The sequence below is a fragment of the Verrucomicrobiota bacterium genome, from assembly GCA_027622555.1.
Classification (GTDB): domain Bacteria; phylum Verrucomicrobiota; class Verrucomicrobiia; order Opitutales; family UBA2995; genus UBA2995.
Genome location: JAQBYJ010000033.1, coordinates 30,321 through 50,701 on the forward strand (window position 1 = coordinate 30,321; position 20,381 = coordinate 50,701).

Genomic DNA, 20,381 nt, shown 5'->3' on the forward strand with positions numbered 1-20,381 from the left:
GTATGAAGAAACTTTTACCCCTGTTGGTTGCCCTTTGTTCAATTTCAGCACTGTCCGCTCAGGATACGCTGAATTTTTCCACTATTGGCGAGGTGAAGCGAATGGATCCGCGGTTTGATAAGTTGGTGCCAAAAGGGGCAAAGATTGAAGTGCTCAGTTCTGGTTTCTTTTGGTCTGAAGGTCCTGCCTGGGATAGGGAAAACGACCGTCTTCTGTTTTCAGATGTACATCGAAACCGTATTATTCAATGGAAAGAGGGAGTGGGTCAGAGTATATTTATGGAGCCTTCTGGCTACACGGGAGTCGTGCCTCATCCTGGTGGCAAGGGTAGTAATGGGCTCACTTACGATAACGATGGAAATCTACTGATCTGTGAGCATGGCGACAGGCGTATTTCCATGCTAACCAAGGGCGGGGGAAAGCGGACGGTAGTTGATAATTATCAGGGTAAACGATTGAATAGTCCCAACGACTTGTGTGTAGCCTCGAATGGGGATATCTACTTTACAGATCCTGCTTACGGGTTGCCCAAAGGGTGGGATGATCCGATGAAGGAATTGGACTTTAGCGGCGTTTATCTGCTTCGAAAATCCGGTGAGCTGGTGCTCTTGGTGAGTAATTTGCGGGCGCCTAATGGCGTTTGTCTTTCTCCGGATGAGAAGACCCTGTACATTGGCAATGCCAATATTGAATGGATGGGTTACATGGCGTACCCGGTCCGGGAAGACGGAACCGTTGGAACCGGAAGGAAATTATACGATGCTACTGCGGATGGCAAAAAACAGAAGGGCGGTCCCGATGGCATGCGTGTCGACACGCATGGAAATTTATGGGCAACCGGTCCAGGTGGTGTCTATGTTTTTTCACCCGAAGGCGATGTTCTGGGTAAGATCGAAACCGGAGAAAGAATTGGCAATTGCACCTTTGGTGAAGATGGCAGCGTGTTGTATATGACCAGCGATATGTATCTGTGCCGTATTCAGACTTCTGTGGCAGGATCCGGGTTCTAGTTTTCACTTCAAATTAATAAAAAAGCCTCCCCGGAATGGGGAGGCTTTTTCGTGAAAAATATTGAACTTTTAAACAACCGCAGGAACAGAAAATTTGCTCCGGTAATTGTCTTTGATCATTGAGTTGGCCGCTTTGGCCAAGTCGTTGTTTCCTTTGAACATTTCTTTGTTGGCATCGAAACGAAGTTTGCGACCCATGGTCCATTTTTCGGAATTGAAATTCACTTTCCAGTCACCGAGGTGTTTGTTAAACCGCTCGTAGGTTTCCTGCAATGTGTCGTCCTTACTTGCGAAGGTTTCGACGCGTTTTGCTGCTACTTCCTCGCCTGCACGGTAAGAAATGTTGCACATGTGAGGTAGAACACTCGATCTGTAACCTGTTTCAATGGGGCAACGTAGTGAATCCTGTTTCCGAGAATTTACGGCCCGAATGAAATTTGGATAGTGGTCGAACCCAGCATCACCTTTCCATGTTTTGACCTTTTTGTTATCCGCGTCGTAGATGGATCCTCCACCTCGTCCTCCGCGGAATTCTCCACCTTCACAAGTGACAATGATCCCGATTCGGTGACCTTTGTAACTAGTGGCCGCCGGAGTCTCCGGGTTGATGTAAAGATCGCGCACTTCGAAGAGCACTGGAACATCATCAAACTTAAGAGAAGCGATTTGCATGTTTGGCGTTTGGCCAGCATCCTGCCAACCCCAACGTCCGCCGAAGCTGGTAACTTCACTTGGATGATCGGGATCACCGAGTACCCAACGAATCAAATCGAATTCATGGGGTCCCTGGTTGCCGATGTCACCGTTTCCGGTGTTCCAGCTCCAGTGCCAGTCATAATGCAGATTGTCGCGGTAAATAGGTTCGTCCTTGGCTGGGCCAAGCCATAGATCGTAGTCAACATTCTTGCCAGGAACCAGCGGGGTGCTGCGTTTGCCAATTCCCGTCCGGTTTTTGTAGCATAGGCCTCGGACTAATTGGATTTTCCCAAAATTACCGGCCATGATTTCCGGAAATGCTTCCACCAGACCGTCGTCAGAGCGGTTTTGTAGTCCGGATTGGACAATGCGACCGTATTTCTTTTGTGCCTCAATGATGCGTCGACCTTCCCAGATATTGTGACAAACCGGTTTTTCGCAATAGACATCTTTTCCAGCCTGGCAGCCTTGGATGGCCATGAGTGAGTGCCAATGGTTGGGAGTGGTGATAGTGATGGCATCGATATTTGGATCGTCCAGCACTTTGCGGTAGTCCTGCACTTGCTGGACCTTCACGCCATGTTTTTCTTCGATTTCAGCTGCGCGCTTGGCCATCACTTCGGTATCAACGTCGCAGATGGTTACCAGGCGGGCGCCATCGGTGCGGAATACGTCTTCGATGCCGGATTTTCCTTTTCCGTTAAGTCCGATTACGGCGACACGAATATCTTCACTGGCTGCATAAGCTCTTGAGGAACCAATGTAGAATGCGCTCGCTGCGAGTGCGGATGTTTTGATGAAGGTTCTTCTTTTCATTGGGTAATTGATATAGGGTTAAACTAATTGTGGAACCGCGAATGCTTTGCGGAGGTTGTTTTAATTGTTAATAGTTCTTTGTTACAAGGAGTATAGTAATTGAGAAAAACTTAGAACAGCACTCTGATGTAAGTTTTGCAAAATATAAAGCCAATTTCAAACACGAGTAAGATTATTTCCCAAATATGTCTTAAATAGGGTGAACATTTCGGGTTAGGCTTGATGATGATTATTTTGTGTGAACTGTTGTTTTCTTCGTTGATGACCACATTCGCACCTTAATATTTTCCGGTTTTTAGTTTATCGGCATCCTATTCAAGCAATTCCTCATGGATACTCACAACTTGCTGCTCAGCGAGCTAAAAGCTATTGGTTTGGCCACACTTAATGTTGATTTAGAGGAAGAAGTGGGTCCGGTAAGCTTGACTGCAGCGCAGCTCAAGAGCGCGTTGAAAGCTGCTTATGAAGCCGGAGCAAATAACGATAATCCAAAATCGATGATGCAGGATCAACAGTTTGATTCCTCTCAATTGTTCTGGCGATTGATGGAGTCGCTTCCGGATCACGTCTATTTTAAGGATCTGCAGAGCCGCTTCGTTTGTATTAATCGAGCTTTGGCCGAGTTCTTCGGGTTAGATAGTCCTGAAGATGCGGTGGGCATGTCCGATTTTGACATGTTTCAAGAACGCTTTGCTCAGGTAAAATTTGATGGTGAGCAGGAAATTATCCATTCTGGGGAAGGTTGGAATTTTCGCGAGGAGCGGGATCTTCAAAGTGACGGAAGTGAAAAGTGGGTTATTACAACCAAGCTTCCGCTTAAGGATGTATCTGGAACCATCATCGGGACTTTCGGGCTTTCCCGGGACATCACTGAAAGTAAATACGTCGAACTTGAACTGGATCGGCAACGCCTGCTACTGCAGACGATTGTGCAGATTCTGCCCTGTCGGGTTTTTGTCCGCGATCGAGATCAACGTTTCCTGATGGTGAATGAAGAATATCGGAAAGGACTGGGCATTCAGGAAAATGAAGCGCTTATAGGAAAGACCGTCACCGAACTGCGACCTGGCCCAAAAGCTGAGGCGCTTGAGGCTTCTGACAGAAAGATCGTTGAGACCGGGTCGCCGATTTACAATCAGATCGATTATGATCAGAGCCTTATGGCCGATAAACGATGGATACTTAGTTCTAAAGTTCCCTTGTTAAGCGCTGATGGTGAGGTTGAAGGAATTGTTGGAATGACTTTGGATATTTCCGAGCAAAAAGAAGCTGAAGAAAAAGCCCGTCAGGCGAATGCTCGACTTCAAGAGCAAAACAAGCAGTTTGAATCAGAGCTCCTCGTTGCCCGCCAATTGCAAGAAGCACTTATGTCGACCGGGTTTGATGATGAAGGAATGTTTCTGGCTTCAGGTGACAAATGGTCCATGGAGGCCAGTTATATTTATTCACCCAGTCATCACCTGGCGGGAGATTTCTTTTACATAATCCCAATCGCTGACGATAAAATTGGTATACTTGTGTGTGATGTGTTGGGCCATGGGGTGAGGGCTTCTCTTGTTACAATGCTTATTCGAGGATTACTGTTGGAAATCCCAACCTCCTTGTCGAATCCAGCCCGTGTGCTAAGTCACTTAAATAAAAAAATTATTCCCTTGGCCGAAAGCAAAGACTTCCCGCGCTTTGTTACGGCGGTTTACACGGTGTTCAATCTGAAAAAGGGGGTAATTTCCATTGCCAATGCCGGTCATCCGGAGCCTCTATGGTATGTTCGGGATGAGAATGGTAACCATTTTGAAGGGTGCCCTGTTCGCGAAATGGGACCGGCTCTGGGAATGTTTGCTGATGAGAAGTATATGAGTACGCGGCATAAACTGGATCAGATGACTGAGCTTCTTTTTTACACGGACGGACTCACAGAGCAGAAGCAGTGTGATGGTGAGGATTGGGGAGTTGAGAATCTTGTGAAAACGGTTGAGCGGGTTAAGGACCTTCCGCTGAATGAACAATTAAAGCAAGTGACCGAAGAAGTGCACTCGGTTTGCGAATCAGAACATTTCGATGATGATGTGTGTTTGGTGGCTGTGAGGATAGAACCAGCTCAACAAAATAGATCCTGACCTAACGATTAACGTCAGAAAGGTTGCCCAGGGTGCAGATGGCTGAGGTGTAATCGCCCAGGTAATCAAAATCCTTAAAAGTCCAAACTACTTTTTTGTCGCGCGTTACCTCGAGGAGTTGTGGGTAATCTTCCGTGCCGTAGGTATTTCCAATGATGAAGTTTCCTTTGGGTAGCTCCTCCAATTGCTTAGTCATCGCGAAAACCATGTTGGGGAGATCGCCCGGCATAATGGACCATACAATTTCTCCTGCCGGGTTCACCTCGATCACAGAATGTTGATCCCCTGTAGCGATGAGGGTATTTCCGTTCCTTAAGCGAATGGCATTATTGATCTTGTTTCCCCACGCCTCGGGGCCGTGGCCACCGCGTGGCGGTTTCCCCTGCATGGATAACTCGTAGGTCCAAATGACCTTTCCTTTCGGAGTATACTCCCGGACCTTGCCGTCGCCTTCATGTGCGACTAAATAGTTTCCGTTGTCCAGTTTGTGAACCCGCCGCGTGTCGCGATGAAAATCGGGTTTATCGAGTTTGAGTTTTATCTCCTGTTTAATGCGTCCTTGTTTATCGACTTCTATGATACGGCCAGAGCCACACTCTGCGATCATGGTCAAACCATTGGATAAACGGAGAGCGGCGTGCACTTCTATCTCCTTCCCCTCATTGCCATTCATTTTGGCTGTGTCATAGGACCACACGATGTTTCCGCTTTGGTTCAATTCGATGATGTTTGTCCAGGAGTCTTGTGTCAGGATGTTCCCGTCCGGGATTCCTTTGTAGGTCCATTCAACGTTTCCGTGTGGGTCGAAGCTGGCAAGCGTCCCACGTTGAACTCCAATCACGCGATGACGGGGTGAGGAGACTTCCGCCGCATTCGCTGCTTGAATAAGCAGAATAGCAAAGAGAACGATATATTTCATTTGGGGAAATGTAGGGGCGGATAAATGGTCACCTTGGGTTAAATTATTAAATAAATCGAGTCCCGTATCTCATTACTCGTCAAACCGAAATCACTGACTTGCCTTTTTACCTGGTCCATCAAACCTTGTGCTTTAAAATTATGAGCGTAATTGAGCAATTTTCGAAACTGGAAGCCGGGATGCCTGTATTTCTGGGAGGAGACAAATGGGTGCGTGTGGACGAAACCTTGGCCGCTGCTTTTCAGCCCGGTGACTCTTTGGCCGTATCTTCTCAAACGAGTCAGTTATTGCATATACCTGCAGCGGAGCAAAAAATTGCCTCCCAAGCTGTGACAAACGCCATAAATGCGTTTGAAAAAATGGAAGCAGTTTCCGACGAGCAGATCGCCCAATTTTTTGCTAACTTCGCAGAAGCATTGGCGGATGAATCCACCTGGTCAAAAATTCAAGAGATCAATGCAGCGGATGTAGCCAATGCCAAGGCTCGTGGAAGATCTACTACCCGTCTTGAAGCGAACGACAAGTTGCGCGATGGAATGATTGCAGGATTGCGCGGTTGGATGGATGCTGCATCTCGTCGAGGGCAAATTCTTGAAACGGTACAGCATGACGGTTTTCGTGTGGAACTGGTAGGTGCGGCTTTAGGCGTGGTAGCCTTTGTATTCGAAGGTCGACCCAATGTGCTGGCCGATGCTTGCGGAGTATTGCGTGGCGGAAATACGGTCGTTTTTCGAATTGGGAGTGATGCGTTGCAAACCGCCAAGGCGATTATGGACCTGGCTTTGAATCCTGCGCTCGAAAAAGCGGGACTTCCTCTGGGAGCAGCGTCTTTGGTTGAGAGTACCTCCCATGCTGCTGGTTGGGCAATGTTTTCGGATGATCGACTGGCTCTCGCTGTTGCTCGAGGTTCTGGGCAGGCTGTTGATACCTTGGGTAGCTTGGCGCGACGTGCGGGAGTAGCGACCAGTTTACATGGAACGGGTGGAGCTTGGATTGTCGCTTCAGAGCAGGCCGATCTGGAAAAATTTGGAGAAGCAGTCTACGACTCTCTGGACCGGAAAGTGTGTAACACCTTAAACACTTGTTGTATTCAGCGCAGCCGCGCAGATGAGTTGGTGCCCGTCTTTCTTGAAAGTATGGAAAGAGCAGGCCAGCGAAGAAATCATAATTTTAAACTCCATGTGGTGGAAGGGGATGAATCTAATGTGCCTGCCGCCTTATTTGAGAATCAAGTTTCTATTGGCCGGACCGAAGGCTTGAATGAAGAACAGCAAGCGGAGTCCATTGCTCGCGATCAGTTAGGACATGAATGGGAGTGGGAAGATTCGCCTGAGGTTACGTTGGTCATTGTTGATTCCATGGATGAAGCGGTATCTTTATTCAATGAATACAGCCCACAGCTAGTCGGATCACTCGTCAGCGAAAGCGCCGAAGAGCACAAACGTTTTTACTCCAGTTTAAATGCCCCCTTCATCGGAAATGATTTTACGCGATGGGTGGATGGGCAATACGCACTTAAGAAACCCGAGCTCGGATTATCCAACTGGGAGAATGGACGTCTCTTTGGCCGGGGATCTATTTTGAGTGGAGATAGTGTCTATACCGTTCGGACACGGTATGTACGCGAGTAGATTAGATTCCAGGTATTTGATATCTCCTGACAGGCCCTCAGTTTTTATAGAGATTTTCAATAAACTGCCAATGAAATGTTTCGTCCGGAATTGTGTTTTCTTGTAATTTGGAAGAGTAAGTATCTGACAGGATGAAATCCTCATCGCTGGCTTTTCCCGCTATCAGTTCCAGTTCGTAATTATCGCCCAGACGACTTGTTGGTGCGAATATCACCAGACGGTAGTTATCGCCGGGGATAGGGATGAAATGAAAGTATTTGTCGTCGCAGCGGGCGGTTGCAGTATGGACGGTTTCCTGGGTTGTCATATTGTAGACGCCGTAGGCTGGGTAGTAAGTGTCATAGCCGGTCAGTTTGGTGGTAACACCTTCAGGGATAGTCAGATTTACTAAATCAATTTCTTCGAGATGATAGGTGTTTCCGTTTATCTCTGTACGTCTGTCTGTTGTATTGATGAATCCAATCGTTTTTTCTCCTGGTCTAATAGAAGACACTTCTGAAAAGTGGCTTAATTGGATAACGTATTCACCTGTGTCGTTTTTGTTGAAGGATGCGACGGATACCGTAAGGAGTCTATTTTTGTCAAACCGAACCAACACGGACTCCGTTTCACCCGCAGGTTTCTGATCAACTTCATGAATGAGTTCCCCGGTATTCGCGTCATGAATAAATAGGATCTGATCAAGTTCATCCGTTCTTACTTCAACTTTTAAGTTGGTGTCGGCGGAGAGTTCAGTGAGGAAAGTATCGGCAAAATGATTTCTGCGTTTGTAGCTATGGTCTTCCGTGGTCAGATAGCCGATGTGGGGATCAAATGTATTTAGATCAATGAGGTCGCCAACATGATCCACACGAATCTCGAAGCGTTGGGGCAGAGTCCAGTCGAGTGACGAAACTCTGAGCAGGTATTGTTTTCCTTCCTCGGGCCAAAATGTATGACTGAAGGGATAAGTTTGGCTGTCCGGATGTCCGGATTCAGAACAAGCAAAAATTTGTTTTCCTGTTTCGAGTTCCACCACCTCGATGGAAAATGGCTGTTGAATGTTTGACTCCGCCGTTATTCGTATGGGCCTCAGCGAGTCCAACATATCGATTATGTAATCGTAGCGGGTAAGTCCGTATGCTTCTATTCCATGGTTAAAAAGCCCCTTCACTGTGGAGCCTACGCGGATAGTATGTGGCCCATGGATGATTCCACGATTGTCTTCATGCCCAATCCTGTAAAAGCCTTTCTCATCATTGCGCGATGCTATCGGAATATGGTACTCACTCAGGTTTGAATCGGGAATTATCTCTTTTGTAATGCCGTCGTGTTCCACTTCGACATTGGACCATTCATTCAAATCCCTGGACCATTCCCGTCGCAAATTGATAGGTGGAACACTTGTTCGCAGGCGAAGTTTTCCCCGGACCGTACTATCTTCACTGGAGTTGCTACTTGCCAATTGAGCTTGTTGGTGGTCGATGACTGTCGGGTCTAGTCCCAGTATGTATTCCATGAGTGGTCTGTGCTCGTCTCCTTCGTTGTAGATGAGGTCGGGTAGGTCGTATTCTTTAGCCCAACTTAAGAAGTCGTTCTGCAAGATGTCATTTATCCATTTGAGGTGAGTTGATACTCGTGCGTAAGCCGAAATGGGATTTTCCGGTTTGTCACATCCTGCTCCGAAATTGGATATCCCAATCTGCTCCCACCGGTCTAGCTCGTAATTGTAGGAAAGTAAGGGGCCACCACTGTCACCTGAGCCACTGGAATAATAGGGTTCAAAATTTCCGGCTGTAATCATATTGTCGTGGACTCTTCCGTCGTAGTATTCTGGCAAATTGGCAAACTCCAGGCTAACGATGTTCATATCTACCTGCTGGAGTTTTAAGGTATCCCGTGGGACACGGAAGTCCGTGTTTGTTAATCCCCATCCAACAAGGCGTGCTGTGGTTCCGGGTAATTCGAGTTGCGGATCGGAAGACAAATGGATCTTGGTAATTGAATCGGGAAGTGGTTCTCTTAGTTGAACCAAAGCAATGTCGTTATCCTTGGTGTAATTATTGATATAGTCTGGATGGATGAGGATAGTTTTGGGGTAAAATACCAGGGCGGTTGCCTCGTTCTCGAGGTCGGCAGTTCCGAATACAATTTTAAAATTCTCGGGTGTAATCGTATCGTCCACACAATGACCTGCTGTCATTATCCAATAGGGCGAAATTGCGGTAGCGCCGCAAAATTGCCGAGTATTTCCTTCGGAGCTGCTAAAAACAAGCGCCCCCATCCATGGGTATTCTGCTATGGCTGCATCAACCCCACCTACCACCTCTTTAGTAGCGTCGCCTGGTCCAGACGAAGGTGACTCAATGCCTCCTAACGGGCTAAGCAGTAATACCATTGGCAAGGTTGCCAGGACGGTAAAAAATCGGTTTTTCATTCGAGGGGTAGGGTAGTTGGAACGTTCATGGGAAATCGGAAATCCTTCAAGGCAATTCAATTTATAAAATGTATCCAAGACAATCGGACCAAGAATCACTGGATCGCCCGAATAAAGCTGCAATCACATTTTGACTTTGGTTATCAGAACTTGCACAAATCCAGTTATGCAAATCTTACCTTTGGTCTCGCGGATATGTCTCTTAACCCTGGTTTGTTCTATTTTTCTAAAGGCCGCCGACGACTATGTCCTGGGTCCCGATTCCATGAAACAGGCCGGCGTTCCCGAAGGGTCAATTGAAAAGCTGTTTTTCAACGACAGTAAGATTTATCCCGGAACCGAACGGGATTGGTGGATTTATGTGCCGGCGCAGTATGACCCGTCAAAACCGGCTTGTTTAATGGTTTGGCAAGATGGGGGCAGTCGAGTTACTCGCGACGGACAATGGCGAGTGCCGGTGGTGTTCGATAATTTGATTCACAAGGGCGATATGCCGGTAACTATTGGTGTCTTTATTAATCCCGGCGTTGTTCCAGCACCTCACGAGAATGCTGAGGCTCGGTACAACCGAAGTTTTGAGTACGACGGGATGGGAGATCGTTACGCACGTTTCTTGATTGAGGAAATGATTCCTCAAGTCGAAGCGAAATATAACATTAGCAAAGATCCGAACGATCGCGGTATCGCCGGGTCTAGCTCCGGAGCAATTGCTGCCTTCGGAGTCGCCTGGAACAGACCGGATGCCTTTCGTCGTGTTTTTAGTACTGTTGGGACTTACGTCGGTCTTAGAGGTGGGGATGAGTACGCGACACTAATAAGAAAGACGGAGCCGAAGCCGTTACGTATATTTCTGCAGGACGGAAGTAATGATCTGAATATCTACGCTGGCGGCTGGTGGGAGGCCAATCTGGATATGTTAGCTTCTTTGAAATTCTCAGGATACGAAGTGACTAATGCCTGGGGCGACGGAGGCCACAACTCCAAGCACGGTGGTTCCATTCTTCCCGATGCATTGCGGTGGCTTTGGAAAAATTATCCCAGCCCGATTAAAGCCGGAAACACAGAGAACCGCCGCACCCATATTTTGATTGAAGGAGAGGACTGGGAACTCGTCAGCGAGGGCCATCAATTCACGGAGGGGCCCGCAACAAATACCAAGGGTGAAGTCTTTTTTACGGATCTGCGTACGAGCGAAATATTTAAGGTCGATCTGGAGGGCAAAGTATCCCTGTTTGCATCGGAAACAGGTAATGCCAATGGCCTCATGTTTGGTGCAGACGGCAGACTCTATGCATGCGCCAATGGCAAAAAGGAGATTGTGGCCTACACCATGGACGGTAAAGCAACCACCATTGTAAAGGGATACCCGAGCAATGACATCGTTGTTTTGCCCAATGGCGGATATTTTACATCACCTGGCGAAAAGAAAGTTTACCACTTCACCTTTGATGGAGAGGTTAAAGTCGTAGACGAGGGGATCGAGCAGCCGAACGGCATTATGGTTTCACCGGATCACACCCTGTTGACAGTCGTTGATACAGCAGGTCGTTTTGGTTTTTCCTTTCAAATTCAGGCTGATGGTTCATTGGCTTATAAACAACCGTATCATCACCTTCATCGTCATGACAGCCAAAGCAAAAGCGGAGGCGATGGCCTGGCTGTGGATGTCGAAGGTCGTTCCTATATTACGACGCATGTCGGTTTGCAAATTGTTGATCAACCGGGGCGAGTTCATTTGATTTTGGAGAAACCCCAAGAAGGTTGGTTATCCAATGCTGTTTTTGGCGGACCGGACTTGAATTATATCTACGTCACTATCACCGATAAAGTGTATCGTCGTAAAACCTCAACCCGTGGTTTTCTTCCTTTTCTTGATCCGATTAAACCTCCTAAACCACGCCTTTAATCTCTAGCAGAATCTAAACTATGAAACACCAATTATTGCGTGGAACGGGAGCTACTGTTTCCCGGGTTTGTCTCGGAACTATGACTTTTGGTCAGCAAGTTGATGAGGCCGAAGCTGGCCGGATCCTCGGAGCAGCTATGGATGGAGGAGTCAATTTTATCGATACGGCTGATGTATATGTGAATGGCGAATCGGAAATAATCACGGGAAATATTCTGAAAGGAAAGCGCGACCAGGTTGTCCTTGCCAGCAAGGTTGGATCGCCTAGTGAGGATGGGAATCCGCGAACGAGTGGTTTACATAAGTGGCACATTCTCAAAGGTGTGGAGGCATCGCTTAAGCGACTACAAACCGACTGCCTCGACATCCTGTATCTCCATCGGCCTGATCGAAACACGCCGGTTGAAGAAACCCTTGAAGCCTGCGACCAACTAACCCGGCAAGGGAAGGCTCTCTACATTGGTACTTCCAATCATTCTTCCTGGAAGATGATGGAGCTGGAGTTGAAAAGTAAGAACAGCGGCTATTCTCCACCCTGTGTGACTCAACTACCGTATAATTTAATAACCCGGGGCATCGAAGACGAGTGTCTCGAATATTGCGAAACACATAATATCGGCCTCGTTGTTTATAACGCTTTGGCTGGTGGACTTCTTACGGGAAAACATACCCCGGACAAGCCGGTGGTAGGATCACGTTTCGACTATTCGAAAATGTATTTTGACCGCTACTTCAATGGGTCCAATTTTCAGACAGTGGATGCTCTTCAACAAGTGGCGGCACACGCTGGAATCAGTTTAATCGAATTGTCTCTGCAATGGCTTTACTCACAAGCTCAGGTAGATTCAATTCTCCTCGGAGCCAGTCGAGTTGAGCAACTGGAGCAGAGTATCCATGCGCTGGATGGTAAGCTCGATCAGGAAGTCCTCGATGCCTGCGATCATGTCTGGAAGCAGGTCCGGGGGAATCATTTTAAATACTACCGATAGGTTTAAAGGCTTCGGACTCCCTTGGGAAATGGGTCAGTTTAACTTTTCGCAAACGGCATTCACAAACTCATCTGTACCTGCAGTTCCACCCAAGTCGCTTGTGATGGTCGATCCCTCGTGTAGTATTTCGGCGATAGCCTTGCGGATATTCAACGCGGCGGAGGTGAGTGCTGGATCGTTATTTTGGAGGCTCAGCCATTCGAGCATGCTGGCTCCGGATAAAATGGTGGCGATAGGGTTTGCCAGGTTTTTGCCAGCGATGTCAGGAGCGGAACCGTGGGATGCCTGGAAAAGAGCATGGTGATCTCCAATCTCTGAGGAGTCGGCTATGCCCAGGCCGCCGATGGTTGCGGCACCCAGGTCGGAAATGATATCGCCCAAAAGATTTTCGCTGACTATTACGTCGTAATAGCTCGGTCGCGTAACCAAATACATCGTAAGCGCATCAACCAAAGCATAGTCGACTTCGATTTCCGGATAGTCGGCCAGCACTTCATCGGCCACAGCGCGAAAGAAAGCGAATGATCGAAGTACATTGGACTTATCGCAAATGGTGACACGGTGCTTGCCATCTACCGGAGCTCCGTTGCGTATCATGCAGATTTCTGCCGCTTTTCGGACGATTCGCTCAACGCCTTTGCGCGTTATTTCCATGGTGTCCGATGCGCGAACTCCTGCTTCAACGATTCCCTTTCCACGTGAAGCGTACAGGCCTTCGGTGTTTTCGCGTACGATTACGTAGTCGATTTTTGGATCTCCTTTAAGAGGGCCATTGATTCCATCATACAGTTTAATGGGACGAATATTGGCGTATAGATCCAATTCGAATCGAAGTTTAAGGGTCGTATCCTGTCCCGCTTCCGTTCCGTCATTGTAAAGCACGTTGGGCAGTCCGGCTGCACCCAGAAGTATGGCATGGGCATTGCGGCAAGCTTCGATGGTTGTATCCGGCAGGGCGATTCCCGTTTTTAAGAAGTGATTTGCTCCAGCGGGATGGTCTTTGAAAACCATCTGACAACCTGCGGGAAGAGCATCTCGGATCACCTGGATCGTTGCTTGACAAACTTCCGGTCCGATACCGTCGCCGGGTACTACTGCGATATGGTAGGATTTCATTTAGGAGAGGCGATAAAACCGGTTAGCGTTTTGGGAAAAAGTTTGTTTCTTTCGTCGATCGAGAAACCTTTGGTGACTTCGAAGAACTGGGTCCAAATATCGAGGTAACTACAAGCCAGTCCATCGACGGGATAGTTGCTTGCGAACATGCAACGGTCGATGCCGAACGCTGCCAGGGTATCTTCAATGAGCGGCCGGACTGAGTCGACTGTCCAGTTTCTTTCAAACATACCGTAACCGGATAGCTTCACATACAGGTTGGGATGTGCGGCCAACCGACTCATCGCCGTTCGCCAGCCTTCCAAATGATCCGGTGTTCTTAATGCAGGGCATCCGTTATGGGTAAGAATGATGGGGAGGTCTGGATGTAGCTTGAGTAGCTCAATGGCCTCTTCGACTTGTTGGTAGTAAATCTGCAGTTCGAAGTGGATTCCGAATTTTTGGCAAAGCCCGACAGCTTCACGCCAAGCGGAGTTTTGAAGCTTCGTCGGCTTTGGGTTCAGAGGGTCAATCCAACCTTCGTGGACCACATCGCGAATTGCGCGAAAGTTAGCAAACTGACTGTGTTCGTCGAGGATGCGTTCGATGTGGTCTTCAGCGAAGTCAGCTTGAGCGACGATTCCGTGTGGAATACCCTGGCTGGATTCCGAATCGGATATGTTTTGTAGCCAGGCTGTTTCATCAACCGCCTGACAAGGATCGATGACCGCTTCAATATGAACTGTCCTTGTGACGTTTAAATCAACGATATCCTTTTGAAAGTCTTCAAGCAGGTAATTTTTTCGGATGGCAGCGTAGTCGCCGCAAACGCGTTCACCAAAGGAGTCCGTTAACCAGGGATAGTAATGTGCTTCCAGATCCCATAGGTGGTGGTGAGGATCTGTGATTTCCAGATCATGAATGGTGTTTGCCATACTGGAGCAGGGGAAGATTGAGGAAAATCGAGTTTTTGATCGCGGATTATGGAGGATAAAATTTTTTAACTAGAGTTTTAGCCCGTATCCCGATTTAACAAACGTTTTTTAGCATTCATTCTCAACCAATTGAAAACTTCATACCCAAAAGAACTACTATGATACATCGTATATCCTTGTTATTGTTACTTGCTATCATTCCGGCCTATGTCTTCGGAGGTGTATTTCCAACTTCGGTTGAAGTGGAAAAGAAAAAGGGAGCCAAGCCCAGAAATGTTATCTTCATTCTCACGGATGACCATCGTTTCGATGCCATGGGTTTCATGGGACACCCGTTCCTGAAAACGCCAGGGCTCGACCGCATCGCGGCTGAGGGTGTGCATTTGAAAAACGCTTTTGTAACAACCTCTCTTTGTTCACCGAGTAGGGCATCCATTCTTACGGGTCTTTACACCCATAAGCATCGTGTGATCGATAATTCTCGTGATGCTCCCGGCGACATCGTTTATTTTTCAGAATACCTCCAGAAAGCCGGATACAGTACCGCATTCTTGGGGAAGTGGCATATGGGAGGGGGCAATGATGAGCCTCGGCCTGGCTTTGACCATTGGATCAGCTTTAAAGGACAGGGGAACTATCTGCCACCCTCTCCGGATTATACGCTCAACATGAATGGCAAGCGAGTGAAGCAGAAAGGCTACATAACCGATGAGCTTAACGATTATGCACTCGATTGGTTAAAAGAGCAGAAGCCTGACAAAAAACCCTTCTTTCTTTACCTGTCCCACAAGGCTGTTCACGCAAACTTCACCCCAGCCGAACGGCACGAGGGATCCTACCGGGATGAACCTTGGGAAGTGCCTGACAGTGGGAATCTTTCCCGGGAGCTGGCTGAGAAATCACCCCGTTGGGTCAGGGATCAACGCAACAGCTGGCATGGCATTGATTTTCCCTACCACAGCGAGCTGGATGTGGAACTTTACTACAAACGCTATTGCGAAGCCTTTCGCGCCGTGGATGAGGGCGTGGTTAAAATAATGGATCAGCTCAAAGAAATGGGCATTTATGACGAAACGCTGATTGTTTACATGGGCGACAACGGATTTATGTTTGGAGAGCATGGTCTTATCGATAAACGTGTGGCCTACGATACGTCGATCCGTGTGCCGATGCTCATGCAATGTCCTGAACTTTTTAAGGGCGGAACAGTGGTTGAAGAAGTGGTGGCCAATATCGATATCGGACCCACGGTGTTGGATGCCATGGGCCTGGAGACGCCAGAGCACATGGACGGAAAAAGTTTCATTCAATTGGCTCAGAAAAAGGAAGTTCAGTGGCGCGACTATTTTCTCTATGTATATTATTGGGAAAAAGCCTATCCACAGTCACCCACCGTGTTTGCCCTGCGTGGAGACCGATATAAATACATAACCTACTACGGCCTTTGGGACACGGATGAACTTTACGATCTTCAAGTGGACTCGGGTGAAACGAATAACCTGATCAATAGTCCGGAGCATAAGGCTATCGTGAAGGAGATGGACGATCGATTGTATGCCATGTTGAATGATGCGGGTGGTATGGCAATCCCGCTTAATCAACCTCCTCCTTATTCAGCCAATTTGCGTTATAGTCACAGGAGTGGATGGAATGCCGCGGATTTTCCCGAGTCTATGATTGTGGATGAGCCACCCAATAAAAACGCCCATTAATTTTCACCTCCAGTCATGAATTACCATGACGCCAACCGACTTGCCTGGAATGCGGGCGAGAAGTATCACCGAGAGGCTGTATTTGATTTGGTTCTTCATAAACTGAAGACACCAGGGTTGTTGTGTTTGGATGAGTATGCAGTAGATGCTTTAAAAAGAATCGATGTTACTGGAAAATCGGTTGCCCAACTGTGTTGCAATAATGGCCGCGAGCTCATGTCGGTCCTTAAATTGGGTGCCTGCCGAGGAGTGGGTTTCGATATTTCAGATGAGTTTATCAAACAAGGACAGGAACTCGCACAAAAAAGTGGAATCGCCTGTGAGTTGATTGCCTGTGATATTTTCGATATCGAGGAGCGTTTTCATGGGCAGTTTGATTTGGTAATGATAACCGTGGGTGCCCTAGGCTGGTTTCAGGATCTGACCGCTTACTTTGGGAAAGTGTCAGATTTGTTAAAACCGGGAGGAGAGTTGTTTATTTACGAACAGCATCCGTTCACTGAAATGCTCGATCTTCATGCGAGCGTTGAGGCGCCCCGGCTGACCTGCGATTATTTCCGGACTGAACCTTACCGGGATTTAGACGGCCTGGATTATTACTCGGGAGTTTTGTACGACTCTCCTCCATCGTATTGGTTCGTCCATACTTTTTCAAACATCCTGCAGGCGTGCATTGATCAGGGGTTGATTATCAGCTTTGTCGAAGAATTCGAGCACGACATCAGCAACAATTGGCCGGAGCTGGATGAAGCAGAACTTCGTCTACCCCTATGTTACCTGTTAACGGCAACGAAGTAGGGCTCGATGCTTGCATCGATGCCAGTCGTAAGGATCACAATCACCAACCGTTGAGGCCGAGTTGGGAGCAAGCGACCCTACCGCGCGGTAGCTTCCATGACCTTTTTGAAAAGTTCAGCGGAGCGTCCCTTTGGATCCTCGCGGAAAAGCTTTTCCTGGTTGGCCATCACACCGAAAAACTTGCCCATGAGCTCATCGGTTAAATATCCTTCAATATCGAAATTGGTGGGAAGATTAACTCCTGTCATCGCAGAAACTTGTCCGAGGAGTCCACCCGTGTCTTCAGGGAGTGCCCCTTTGATTTTGTCGATCCATTCCTGGGCACCGTAATCCTTAACAGCCGTTTTCACATAGGGGATCAAACTATCCTTGAGTTTGGAGCTGGCTGCTGATTCCAAATAACGGGTCATCGAATCGTCGCCACCTTTGATGATTGATTCCACATCTGGGAGGTTCAAAGAGCTGATTGTGTCACTAATGGTGTCTTTATAACCTCCTAGCGCATCTGCTGCAGAGTCATTTAAAGAAGAAGTGAATCCTTTAAATAAATCCGAATTTCCAGTAGCCGCTAGAGCACCCTGGACTTTTTCGAAAGATTCTGGAATCTCAATAGCTTTCTCGGTTTTCGCTAAGTTGGTGATTTCAGCAACCGTGTTTTTGGAAATGACCTGAATTGCATCAACGACAGCGGCCTGCATATTCTCCATGGTTGGTTCGGCGGAAGGCGCTTCCTTTTTCCCTTCACTACTTGCCGAGCTGGCCGAATCCTTTGATCCGCCGCATCCATGGAATAACAAAGATGCTGCAATGAAAACGAAGGTAGAAACGCTTACTAATTCTCTGAAGTTGCTGATAATTTTATTCATTAATTATGGTGTGTTTAAAATGTAAGTGTGGTCTAGGTGCGTTAGCCGACAAAGTCAAAGCTTCCAAAGTTCCTCTTAGAGATTAATTGTCACGTCTTCCTCGCATTTGGCAAGCCAATCGGTGTGTAGATTCAATAGTCGGTCGACCACTTTGGCATTGGCTTTGGCTAAATCGTTTGTCTCGGTGCGATCCTTGTAGGTGTCGAAAAGTTCCACAGTCTTTCCGCCGTCAGAGGACACAAGTTTCCATGGACCGTCTGTAACTGCCCAGCCCTTGGACCATTTCCAGAATAAGGGTTCCTTTCGAGGTGTTGTGCTTCCATGCAATACAGGGGTTAAGGAAACGCCTTCCATGGGAATTATTTTTTTGCCGTCAAATATTCTTGGGTACGTGGCTCCTGAGATATCGACCAGGGTTGTCATGATGTCGATCATATGTCCGCGAAATGTGCTTATACGACCTGGCGGTTTAATTGCTTCCGGCCAGTAGGCGATTAAGGGTGTGCAAATCCCTCCCTCATGGCTATTGTTTTTAAAAAGGCGATAAGGGGTATTGGAGACGTTGGCCCAGTCACGACCCAGTGAAGCCCAATATCCAAATGAACCCAGGGGCCCTGATTGCACTTGTGCTCCACGTTCGGCATCTTCTCCTGAGGATCCGTTGTCTGATGCAAAGAGAATAAGTGTATTTTCACGTTCCCCCATGGCCTCTATTTTTTCGAGCACGCGTCCTATGTTTTGGTCTACCCGATCGATCATGGCTGCATAGATGGCCATGCGTTTAATTTCCTTCTCTTTTTCTTCAGGAGTTACCTCACTCCAGGGAACATGTGAAGGCTCGGATCTTGGAAACGTTTCATCGGGGTGTAATTGCAAAAGTTGTCACTCACGCAGCTACTTTTAGTTTCTCCCAGTATGCCTCCTCCTCTTGATTGGCTCTGCAGACTCTGAGGTGTGCCATGGAATGAACGTTTTGTTCGGTCCACCATGCACCCGATATCTTGAGCCGTTTTTGTAGCACATGCCGGTGTCCCGCCTCGATGAGCCCGGAACCAATTGGCAGCTCTTTTTCGATGGCGCTCTTGTAATCGAGTTGGTTGATGCGGTTTTCGAGGTAGCGATAGGCGGTTCGAACAGGAGCTTGCTCCCCGGGAATGGAATCAGCTTCGATATGGGGTTTGAGAGCTTCAAGAACGCGTTCGGGATGGCCCGACTTCAGACGCTGCTTTTGGACGTCCAGCCAGCGCTTCGTGCCGGACATTATCAAACTGCGCAACGAACTGCCGCAGCTCGGCGAGGTGCATCTCGCCACCGTCGCCTGCGGCAATGACCTCGTCTATTACGGCATCCACGCGCTCTCGATGGCCTGCGCCGTGCTCGGCAAGGGAGCCGTGAGCGCCATCAACGTCGGCAAGCCCGGCGCAAACATTGCGCGCATCCGTTTCGGCGGGAATCGCGATGTCGTCCTCATCGTCGGCGAAAGGGAAACCATGAGCGCGGGCTACCAGATCAATCTCTACGGCGAGAAGGGCTGGCGCAGCGTCACGCCTGACTTGACGAACCTTTACGCCTACTTGCTGGAGGCATTCCTGGATCTCGTCATCACCGGCAAAGAGACCGTGCCCGTCGAGGAGGAAGTCGAACTCATCGCCGCGCTCGAGGCTGCAAAGCGCTCCCTCGAGCTCGGACGCGAGGTGCAGCTCAGCGAGGTGATGGAGGACGCATGATCCGGTTTTTTCAGCAGCCGAACACAAAACAGCAACAGCCAGTAAAACCCCCACCTCTGCGGCTTCGCCGCTGAAAAGCAAATTCCTATCAGCAAAATTTTGTGGAATTCTCGAAATCTTCAGAGTTGGCATAACAAAAGCCAAGTGCGATATTTGCTTTGTATTCAACTTCAGCATCAGTCAGAAAAGCCTTAATTCTCTGAATAGCATCAGTTTTGCCTGCAGTATGAGAGAATTTTAAATAAAGTATTTCATCTTTCTTTCGAGACACTGGATCAGCGTTTAATTCCTGCATTTTTTGAAAAGCTTCATCTGCTCGTGTTTGATTTTTATCAAATGTAGAGAAAATCATTTCCATTCGCCATTCTTCAAGCGTTTTCGGCTCTTCTACTTTTTGAGCTTCGGTTTGTTCTTCCTCTTTTACTTCTTCTTTTGCAAGCTCTTCTTTTTTTGGTAGTTCCTCCTCCTGTTTTCCATGATTTTCGGGATATAAATCAAAATTCTTACCCTTAAGACGAAAATTTCTAAGAAAATGTGAAATATCGCTTTTGTGTCTAATAACAATAATTATCAAGATAACAAGTACAGCAAGACCCAGCCAAAACCAAAAAGATGTTAGTATCTCCTTTAAAAAATTCAAAATAAGTTCTAGTTTCTTGTTATCGTCCATAAATTTATTCTAAAGGGCACTTTGATAAATTAACTCATTGACAGTCAGTTGCTTATATACAATAAGAAGGTTATATAT

At 47.6% G+C, this 20,381-nt stretch carries 17 protein-coding genes; 8 read left to right on the plus strand and 9 right to left on the minus strand.

The genetic code is table 11. The features are described from left to right. Positions 1-2: 2 nt before the first annotated feature. The gene (locus tag O3C43_10755; GenBank protein MDA1066973.1) at positions 3-1,010 is read left to right on the plus strand and encodes an SMP-30/gluconolactonase/LRE family protein; all 1,008 of its coding nucleotides are present in this window, start codon (positions 3-5) and stop codon (positions 1,008-1,010) included. Between the two features lie 69 nt (positions 1,011-1,079). On the opposite strand, the gene O3C43_10760 is transcribed toward O3C43_10755, so the two are convergent. Then, entirely contained in the window at positions 1,080-2,522 is a 1,443-nt protein-coding gene (locus tag O3C43_10760; protein ID MDA1066974.1) for a Gfo/Idh/MocA family oxidoreductase, read from the minus strand. Positions 2,523-2,851: 329 nt separating this feature from the next. On the opposite strand from O3C43_10760, the gene O3C43_10765 reads away from it, so the two are divergent. Beyond that, positions 2,852-4,639 carry a SpoIIE family protein phosphatase gene (locus O3C43_10765; protein ID MDA1066975.1) on the plus strand — a complete coding sequence of 596 codons (1,788 nt, stop codon included), beginning with the start codon at positions 2,852-2,854 and terminating at the stop codon, positions 4,637-4,639. Between the two features lies 1 nt (position 4,640). Here O3C43_10765 and O3C43_10770 read toward each other — a convergent pair whose 3' ends face one another. Next, positions 4,641-5,558 carry a PQQ-binding-like beta-propeller repeat protein gene (locus tag O3C43_10770; protein ID MDA1066976.1) on the minus strand — a complete coding sequence of 306 codons (918 nt, stop codon included), beginning with the start codon at positions 5,556-5,558 and terminating at the stop codon, positions 4,641-4,643. A 140-nt stretch (positions 5,559-5,698) separates the two neighbouring features. Between O3C43_10770 and O3C43_10775 the strand changes: the two genes are divergently transcribed. Continuing rightward, a complete protein-coding gene (locus O3C43_10775) occupies positions 5,699-7,189 on the plus strand; it encodes an aldehyde dehydrogenase family protein (GenBank protein MDA1066977.1) in 1,491 nt (496 codons plus the stop codon). Between the two features lie 37 nt (positions 7,190-7,226). Here the strand turns inward: O3C43_10775 and O3C43_10780 are convergent, their stop codons facing one another. After that, entirely contained in the window at positions 7,227-9,605 is a 2,379-nt protein-coding gene (locus O3C43_10780; GenBank protein MDA1066978.1) for a serine protease, read from the minus strand. 166 nt (positions 9,606-9,771) lie between these two features. On the opposite strand from O3C43_10780, the gene O3C43_10785 reads away from it, so the two are divergent. Continuing rightward, positions 9,772-11,511 carry an SMP-30/gluconolactonase/LRE family protein gene (locus O3C43_10785; GenBank protein ID MDA1066979.1) on the plus strand — a complete coding sequence of 580 codons (1,740 nt, stop codon included), beginning with the start codon at positions 9,772-9,774 and terminating at the stop codon, positions 11,509-11,511. Between the two features lie 20 nt (positions 11,512-11,531). Beyond that, on the plus strand, positions 11,532-12,500 hold the full coding sequence (locus O3C43_10790; GenBank protein ID MDA1066980.1) for an aldo/keto reductase: 969 nt from the start codon (positions 11,532-11,534) through the stop codon (positions 12,498-12,500). Between the two features lie 33 nt (positions 12,501-12,533). Here O3C43_10790 and O3C43_10795 read toward each other — a convergent pair whose 3' ends face one another. Both O3C43_10795 and O3C43_10800 read right to left on the minus strand, forming a co-directional pair. Further along, a complete protein-coding gene (locus tag O3C43_10795; protein ID MDA1066981.1) occupies positions 12,534-13,616 on the minus strand; it encodes an isocitrate/isopropylmalate dehydrogenase family protein in 1,083 nt (360 codons plus the stop codon). After that, positions 13,613-14,530: an amidohydrolase family protein gene (locus O3C43_10800; GenBank protein ID MDA1066982.1), complete on the minus strand. Its 918-nt coding sequence runs from the start codon at positions 14,528-14,530 to the stop codon at positions 13,613-13,615. Before O3C43_10800 ends, O3C43_10795 begins: the two co-directional genes overlap by 4 nt. Positions 14,531-14,688: 158 nt before the next feature. On the opposite strand from O3C43_10800, the gene O3C43_10805 reads away from it, so the two are divergent. Together O3C43_10805 and O3C43_10810 are read left to right on the plus strand one after the other, a co-directional pair. Further along, positions 14,689-16,242 carry a sulfatase gene (locus O3C43_10805; GenBank protein MDA1066983.1) on the plus strand — a complete coding sequence of 518 codons (1,554 nt, stop codon included), beginning with the start codon at positions 14,689-14,691 and terminating at the stop codon, positions 16,240-16,242. A gap of 15 nt (positions 16,243-16,257) precedes the next feature. Further along, the gene (locus tag O3C43_10810) at positions 16,258-17,040 is read left to right on the plus strand and encodes a class I SAM-dependent methyltransferase (GenBank protein MDA1066984.1); all 783 of its coding nucleotides are present in this window, start codon (positions 16,258-16,260) and stop codon (positions 17,038-17,040) included. 77 nt (positions 17,041-17,117) lie between these two features. Here O3C43_10810 and O3C43_10815 read toward each other — a convergent pair whose 3' ends face one another. From O3C43_10815 to O3C43_10825, 3 genes are all read right to left on the minus strand, one after another. Continuing rightward, positions 17,118-17,906, minus strand: a complete 789-nt coding sequence (locus O3C43_10815; protein ID MDA1066985.1) for a DUF4197 family protein — start codon at positions 17,904-17,906, stop codon at positions 17,118-17,120. A 75-nt stretch (positions 17,907-17,981) separates the two neighbouring features. After that, positions 17,982-18,782: a sulfatase-like hydrolase/transferase gene (locus O3C43_10820; GenBank protein MDA1066986.1), complete on the minus strand. Its 801-nt coding sequence runs from the start codon at positions 18,780-18,782 to the stop codon at positions 17,982-17,984. A 10-nt stretch (positions 18,783-18,792) separates the two neighbouring features. Further along, a complete protein-coding gene (locus O3C43_10825) occupies positions 18,793-19,167 on the minus strand; it encodes a hypothetical protein (protein ID MDA1066987.1) in 375 nt (124 codons plus the stop codon). Between O3C43_10825 and O3C43_10830 the strand changes: the two genes are divergently transcribed. Continuing rightward, complete coding sequence (locus O3C43_10830; GenBank protein ID MDA1066988.1) at positions 19,157-19,633, plus strand: hypothetical protein; 477 nt, start codon at positions 19,157-19,159, stop codon at positions 19,631-19,633. The two genes, O3C43_10825 and O3C43_10830, sit on opposite strands and share 11 nt — an antisense overlap. 88 nt (positions 19,634-19,721) lie before the next feature. On the opposite strand, the gene O3C43_10835 is transcribed toward O3C43_10830, so the two are convergent. Next, complete coding sequence (locus O3C43_10835; GenBank protein MDA1066989.1) at positions 19,722-20,303, minus strand: hypothetical protein; 582 nt, start codon at positions 20,301-20,303, stop codon at positions 19,722-19,724. Positions 20,304-20,381 lie beyond the last annotated feature (78 nt).